This is a genomic window from Acidiphilium acidophilum (genome assembly GCF_033842475.1).
In the GTDB taxonomy this organism is placed as follows: Bacteria; Pseudomonadota; Alphaproteobacteria; order Acetobacterales; family Acetobacteraceae; genus Acidiphilium; species Acidiphilium acidophilum.
The window spans coordinates 1-6384 of the sequence record NZ_JAWXYB010000015.1 but is presented as its reverse complement, the minus strand read 5'-3'; the positions used below and the strand labels follow the sequence as shown (position 1 = coordinate 6384).

General features: G+C 61.1%; 6 protein-coding genes. 5 read left to right on the top strand and 1 reads right to left on the bottom strand.

Features of this window, described 5'->3' with window-relative positions; all coding sequences use genetic code 11:
• The 5 genes from SIL87_RS02515 to SIL87_RS02495 form a co-directional block, all read left to right on the top strand.
• Window positions 1-1713 (top strand): hypothetical protein (locus SIL87_RS02515; RefSeq protein ID WP_319612690.1); only part of this gene is annotated, 1713 nt, incomplete at its 5' end.
• 49 nt (window positions 1714-1762) lie between these two features.
• The gene (locus SIL87_RS02510) at window positions 1763-4240 is read left to right on the top strand and encodes a DotA/TraY family protein (protein ID WP_319612301.1); all 2478 of its coding nucleotides are present in this window, start codon (window positions 1763-1765) and stop codon (window positions 4238-4240) included.
• Window positions 4241-4254: 14 nt separating this feature from the next.
• Window positions 4255-4713: a hypothetical protein gene (locus tag SIL87_RS02505; RefSeq protein ID WP_287995515.1), complete on the top strand. Its 459-nt coding sequence runs from the start codon at window positions 4255-4257 to the stop codon at window positions 4711-4713.
• Window positions 4714-4860: 147 nt separating this feature from the next.
• A complete protein-coding gene (locus SIL87_RS02500) occupies window positions 4861-5160 on the top strand; it encodes a hypothetical protein (protein WP_287995518.1) in 300 nt (99 codons plus the stop codon).
• A 9-nt stretch (window positions 5161-5169) separates the two neighbouring features.
• The gene (locus tag SIL87_RS02495) at window positions 5170-5928 is read left to right on the top strand and encodes a site-specific DNA-methyltransferase (RefSeq protein ID WP_319612300.1); all 759 of its coding nucleotides are present in this window, start codon (window positions 5170-5172) and stop codon (window positions 5926-5928) included.
• Between the two features lie 57 nt (window positions 5929-5985).
• On the opposite strand, the gene SIL87_RS02490 is transcribed toward SIL87_RS02495, so the two are convergent.
• Window positions 5986-6201: a hypothetical protein gene (locus tag SIL87_RS02490; protein WP_319612299.1), complete on the bottom strand. Its 216-nt coding sequence runs from the start codon at window positions 6199-6201 to the stop codon at window positions 5986-5988.
• Window positions 6202-6384 lie beyond the last annotated feature (183 nt).

Here is a 6384-nt window from a genome sequence, read left to right as displayed (position 1 = left end):
ACCTCTGAGCGGACCGCCCCGAATATCGAGACGATCGAGCGCGGTCAGCCGCGAGCGGTCAACGAAACGGCCAAGCTCAGCGTCGATATCGGCCAGAGCGAGGCCGGCTTCCATTATAAGAGTATCGTGACCCTGAATGGTCGTGACCTGCCGGCATCCGAATGGAGCCAGTCCTTCCCGACCCGCGACGAAGCCCGCGAAAGTGCCGCTTTCAGCGCCGGCCGGGATGTCGAACGTGCCATCGCCGGAAATACCGGCCCGAAAGCCGCCGCAACATCGAACACGAACCCTTATCTCCAAGTGCTCGATGAGATTGGGAAGAATGCCGCAAACCTCCCAAACACAGGAGAGTATAAGCAGCTATCACAACGGATCAGTGATCTCGCGGAGCGTGCGCGGGAACCGGGCGCGCTCAACGACAAGGCAACACAACAAGAAATCGCCTGGGCGATGGCAGACACCGAGCGGGCAACCGGGGTCAGGACGAATGTAGGAGACAATATCCGCGACCAGCTTCTCACGCTCGCGGTGACGATCCAGGGGTTGAGCGATCCGAGCGTCGTTCGATTGATGAAATACACGAACCGTCTGGATAGCCAGGACACAGTCGACCAGATCCGCGATTTTGCGGTCCGGGTCGCCCAGAACAACCCCCCGCAGGTGCAGTCTGGCGACAATATGGTCCTCGCCAAACTCGAACAACGCGTTCTCGACGAAAATCTCAACCAGATGACACAGCAGCAGACCCTTTCAGTCGAGAGGGGCGCGCGAATGGAGCAGGACAATCAGCTTAACCAGGAAGTCCGGCAGAACCGGACTGTCGAAGCGCGGGCTCAGACCGCACAGGCCCCGTCGGAAACAGCAGGGGCCGCTGCCGGACAGGGAACAACGCAGCGCCCCGTCGTGCAAGCCACCACAGCCAATGTCAAGGTCACGCCAGGCACATCGACCGGTCCCGGATGGTTGGAGGCAGTGGCCAATCGTGTGAAGGAATCGCCATTGTTCCGCGCCCCCGCCCCTCGGGCGAGCAACAATAACGGTTTCACCCACAACGCCGAAGCGGCACAAACCTCAGCACCCGCACCAACCCAGCCCGCCCCCTACGCTGATACCAGTTTCGATCATAAGGGTGCTGTTGCCGGCATTGAGCGGGAGCTCATCGTCGAAGGCGTCACCGAAGCCGCCGTCACAGCAGCACAGGCCCTGACCAGCCTGCGGCAGATGATGGGGGGTATTGGCCAGAAGATCGACGCTGCCGCTGAAAATGATCCCGGAGGCTACGCCAACGTCATGTCGGGCATGAAACCCGGCGGCCAATACGCCGAATTGCGGTCGGAACTGGATGCGCAGATCCAGCAGACCCAAGGCTTTGCCGGAACCTACCAGCAAGCCACCGCAGCCCTGGATCAATATGTGTCGAGCAGATTGGATGCGGAATCCTGGGTTCGCAGCAATGCCATGAAGGTCAGTGATCTCGATAAGGACCTCGCCCCCGTCGAAAAGGGGTTGTTCGAATCACTGCAAAAAACGCCCGGACTGACGTCGGGCTTGAGCATGCTTGAGGAAATGGCCACGAAATTTGGCGAGGCGATCGGGCAGATCATCGACCGGGCACGAACCGCCCTCGGCTTCGGTCCTGGCATGGGAAACGACCCCTCTCCCTCCTCCGCTGGACCACAGAACGAACAACGCCCCGGCCCGCGCCCCGGCTGATCCGCCTCACCCGCTTCGTTATTCCCGGACCCCGCACAGAGAGACCACCATGATAGGAAAAATTGCGCGACTTGCGAGGTTGATCCTGATCTCGTTCATCCTCACAGGAACGGTCGTCTTGCCCGCCTTCGCCGCGACCGGCGCGGGGTCCACCCAGACCGGCACTCAGGTCACATGGCAGCAACTGAACGCGCCAAACGATTGGGCCGGCGGGGTGATCAACGATTTGTTCCCGATCAACCTGACCGGCCAACAGACCGGCACACCCACTGCCGGAACCGGGATCGGCAACGAGCAGACGGTCATCGGGACCATGATGGGCTTGTTCAACGGCATCGTCGGTCTCATTGCGGCTGCCTGGTTCGCCTACGCGACCTTGATGGAGATCCATCGCGGTGCCGAAACCGGTGAAGTGCTCTCCGAACGGACCAGCTCATGGGTCGCACCCCGGATCGCCATGGCCGCGATCCTCATCATCCCGGTGGCCGGCGGGTTCAATGTCGGCCAGGCGGCCGTCGTGCAGATCGCCCAGTGGGGCGTCGGTATTGCCGATCTGGTCTATGATGCCGGGCTGACCGCCCTCGGTCCGGGTGCCCTGCCGATCGCCACCCCGCAAGTTCCGAACGCGCAGCGTATCGTCGCCGGCATGGTGGAGGACGAGGCGTGTCGGGATCTCATCAACGATGTCTCCGGCTCGAACACGCGGACACTGATCGTACCGGAACCCGCGCCGATCTTCCGGCAAAGCTCCTACGGCAGCGAATGGGGTATCCCATCGAGCATCGGCAGTGCGATCAGCAAAATCCCCTACATCGGACCTGAACTCAACGCCTTCGTGAACCCGGCGGTGGGCACCGGAGGCACGCTGATCTATCCCTTCTCCGCCACCAGTGGCGATAGCGGGGGAACGCCCGTCTGCGGCGAAATCACCCTGCGCACCCCTGCACCCACCAGCGGATCAGCACTGAATGCCACGGAAAATATCGCGACCGATCAGGAAGCGGCCCTCGACAAGGTATACTACGGCGACATCGAGCCCCAGGTTTCGACGATCATCGCCAATTATTTCCAGTCGGATAATCCCCAGCTCCTCACCGGTCTGATGAACGTCATGACCACCGCAACGTCAGACTATTCGAGCGTTCTCACCAAGGCCGCGTCCAGCGTCGTGAAGGAGGAGGGACAGAGCACGATCCAGAAGGAGAACCTCAATCAGATGAAGGCGCTGGGATGGAGTGGCGCCGGCGCGTATTTCATCCAGATCGCCGCGATGAACGGCCGCAACCTCAGCATTCTCGACAATACCGCCAGTGTCGCGGCACCCAGCTGGAGCGGACTCCCCGCCGATCTCAAATCCGATCTCGCCCAATACATGCCGCCGGTGACCAGCTTCCTGAACGAGATTCAGATCGATACCAATGTGGACGCCGGTGCTACCCCCCCGACCGCCCTGATCAGCAATCGCCCCTCATCGAGCGGGCTCGGGATCATCAACACCGTCTTCGATGCCATCGGCATCAACCGTCGGCTGTTGAACTTCGTGGCAACCGCCGTGCTGCCGACCAACGGTGAATGGTCCGATCCCTTCGTGCCGATGATCAATCTCGGCCAGCACATGGTCGAGGCCGGTATCTCCGCGATCGGGCTTTCCGCTCTGCTGAATACCAAACTCGGAACGGTTGCCGCGGTCGGGGGGCAAGCGCTTGTCGGCGACGAGGTCGGTGCGGTTGCGACGGCCGCGATGGCTGCCAGCGGTGTATTAAGCCGCTTGATCAACTTCATCTATTTTGTGTGCATTGGATTGATTTTTCAGGGGCTTATGCTCGCCTATGTGATCCCGATGATCCCGCTCGCCCTCTGGATCGCCCAGGTGATCAACTGGTTGATCCTGGTCTGCGAAGGCGTCATCGCAGTCCCGGTCTTTCTACTGGCTCATATGACGTATCGCGGCGATGGTTTCCACGGGGCCAATGCTAGCTACGGCTACAAGATGCTCCTGAACATCCTGCTTCGGCCCGTCGTGATGTTGTTCGGCTTGATGCTCAGCTATTTCATCTTCACCGCCGGGTCGTGGTTGATCTTCAACCTGTTCACGCTGGCCGCGGATTTTGTGTTCAATCAGGGAAACGTGGTGACCAATTTCTTCGGGCTCATGATCATGGTCTCGGTGATGGTGATCATGCTCACCACGCTGGCGATCCTGTCCTTCAGAATGATCTCGATGGTCACCAACATCATGCGGTGGGGCAACCTCGAACCGGCAGATCGAGTGGATGGCATGCAATTCGCTCGCGAGGCGACTTATGGCGGGGCTGAGGGTGCCGCCCGCTGGGTTTCCGGGAAGGCACCATACCAGATTGCCAATCTTGCCACGGGTTATGGCGGCTCCGGAAATAACGGGATGACACCGGGCGGGTATCTGCCATATAATAAATCAAGTCCTGGTGGATCAGGAGGCGGCGGCGCTGCTGCCGAGGTTGATTCCACACTGGCGGCGACCACCGAGGTCATTCCGCCGGCAGAGTGAAAGGAGTGCCTGCTATGAGTGATTACATGGCTATGCAGCTGGGCAGCATCAACGGAATCCTTGCGTCTGAACAAGCGCAGCGTCGGCTCGACGAGATGATTGCCTGGAGAAACAGGAATCAGAACGCTCCGCCTCAGGTCGACCCTGCTAGCTTCTACGACCTGATCAACCAGCATAATGCCCTGGTTGAAGACTTTAATCGGCAGAGCAAAGAGAATGCCAATCTAAAATGGCAACTTTTGCAGAAGGATGCCGTTGTCTCGAGGAAGAGTGTCGAAATCGAGAAACTGAAGCTCGATCTGATGGATGAACGGATCAAACTTCACGAAACCGAGTTCAAACTGCAACGCTCGGAACAACATGGGCTTCAGTGGGTCGAGACAATCGGCAAGTTCCTGAAAGCCTACCGGCATTATCGCCGTCTGCTCGGCATCAAGCGCGGCGACCCCTACGACGTTCCCGGCTACTGGTAAGGTCCCTCTGACCACCACCGAAAGGAGCGCCAACGGCGCTCCTTTTTCGTTCCAGCCCCGGAAAACCAGCCCTCCTCCACCCAAAAAAATTATGCGTGCAGTGGCGATAGCACCCGCCATGGTGGTCTCCTTCGAAGGAGATCACCCATGCGTCTACCCATCCTTGCCGTCATCCTGTCCTGCACCGCCCTCGCCGGCTGCGCCTCAGGTAACCTCAAAACCGAAGCAGATTACCACGCCCCGCCCGCGCGACCCGTCGCCGATCCCTCTTTCAACCCCTACGCCCCTTATGGCAGTACCCACGCCACCTGGGAGCCCCCAGTCCTCAATCGCTGGCAAACCATCGTCAAACCAAACGATCCCAGCGTCACCCTCACCCGTCCGGATTACGAAGCCGCTCCCTGGGCTACCGGCGCAAAATCCTCTGCCTTCAGCGCCACGTTCTGAGCCGTCGCAATGTCCGATCCAATCGAGCGCGTCGATATCGGCCGCGCCAGCCTCTATCGCGGCAACGCGCTCGATGTTCTGACCCAGATCGGGGCCGTCGATACCATCCTGTCCGATCCTGTCTGGCCGAACTGCCCCACAGGTCTCATCGCCGGCAGCGAAGATCCGCCACGGCTCTGGCAGGAAACCATGCGGGTCATGCGTATCCCCACCCGCCTGGTCGTGGTGCTGCGCGGGGACAGCGACCCACGGTTCCTTGCGCCGGTGCCGACCGCCCTGCCCTTCTTCCGCCTGATCCACCTGCCCTACACCATCCCGGCGTTCGTCGGGCGCAAACTCGGCCGCGACGAAATCGCCTATTGGTTCGGCGATCCAATCCGCCCTGGTCGCGGCCGCAACCTTATCCCCAGCCGCGCACCGGCCGCCCAGCCGACCGACGCAAGGACCAACGGCCACCCCTGCTCCCGCGCGCTGAAACATTTCGACTGGCTGGTCGAATGGACCAGCGATCCGGGCGAAACCATTCTGGATCCCTTCATGGGATCAGGAACCACCGGCGTCGCCGCCATGCGCCTCGGACGGCGTTTCATCGGGATCGAGATCGATCCCAAATGGTTCGATCTCGCCTGCCGGCAGATCGATCAGGCCGAACGACAGGGCGTCCTGTTCGACGGCCCCGCCATCCCCCGGCCGGGGCGGTCCAGAAATCCCACAGCAACCGCCGGCGTCACGCCCATGCTGCCGCTGCTGGATCGACGTCCACCGTAATCCGCTTTCTGGATGACCGACCCTGAAGAGCCTCAACCACCGTCGAGACACACCGTATCAGTCGGTCTTTCCCCGCGGCGGTAACCGGCGCGACCGGTTCGAAACGGGGCTGACCGTCATTCCCGCAATCATCCCTTCGAGCCTGCTGACCCGATCGCGGAGGTCCTGCACCACCACGGTCAGGTCGCGATTCTGTTCCGTTAACTGGGTCACCCGGTCATCAAGCAGAACGATCCGCCGCATCGCAGCGATCGCCTCCCCGTAAAGACTCACGGACGAGACGCCGATCGCGGGGCTTTCGGTGGAGAGGAACGTAAATGGGAAAGGTGCCGCGCGGTCTCGGCAATCGCGGCGTCGATCCGGGTCAGGGCGGCGGGGTGCGTTTCCTCGAAAGGATCAGCGCTGCCGGCAGGATGACCCGACCCACAACCCCTGCCCCGCCCGTCGCGGTCACCG

Excerpts from the sequence above, each read along its gene's own strand:
- SIL87_RS02500 (WP_287995518.1), top strand. The coding sequence starts at position 4,861 with ATGCGTCTACCCATCCTTGCCGTCATCCTGTCCTGCACCGCCCTCGCC.
- SIL87_RS02510 (WP_319612301.1), top strand. The coding sequence starts at position 1,763 with ATGATAGGAAAAATTGCGCGACTTGCGAGGTTGATCCTGATCTCGTTC.
- SIL87_RS02495 (WP_319612300.1), top strand. The coding sequence starts at position 5,170 with ATGTCCGATCCAATCGAGCGCGTCGATATCGGCCGCGCCAGCCTCTAT.
- SIL87_RS02505 (WP_287995515.1), top strand. The coding sequence starts at position 4,255 with ATGAGTGATTACATGGCTATGCAGCTGGGCAGCATCAACGGAATCCTT.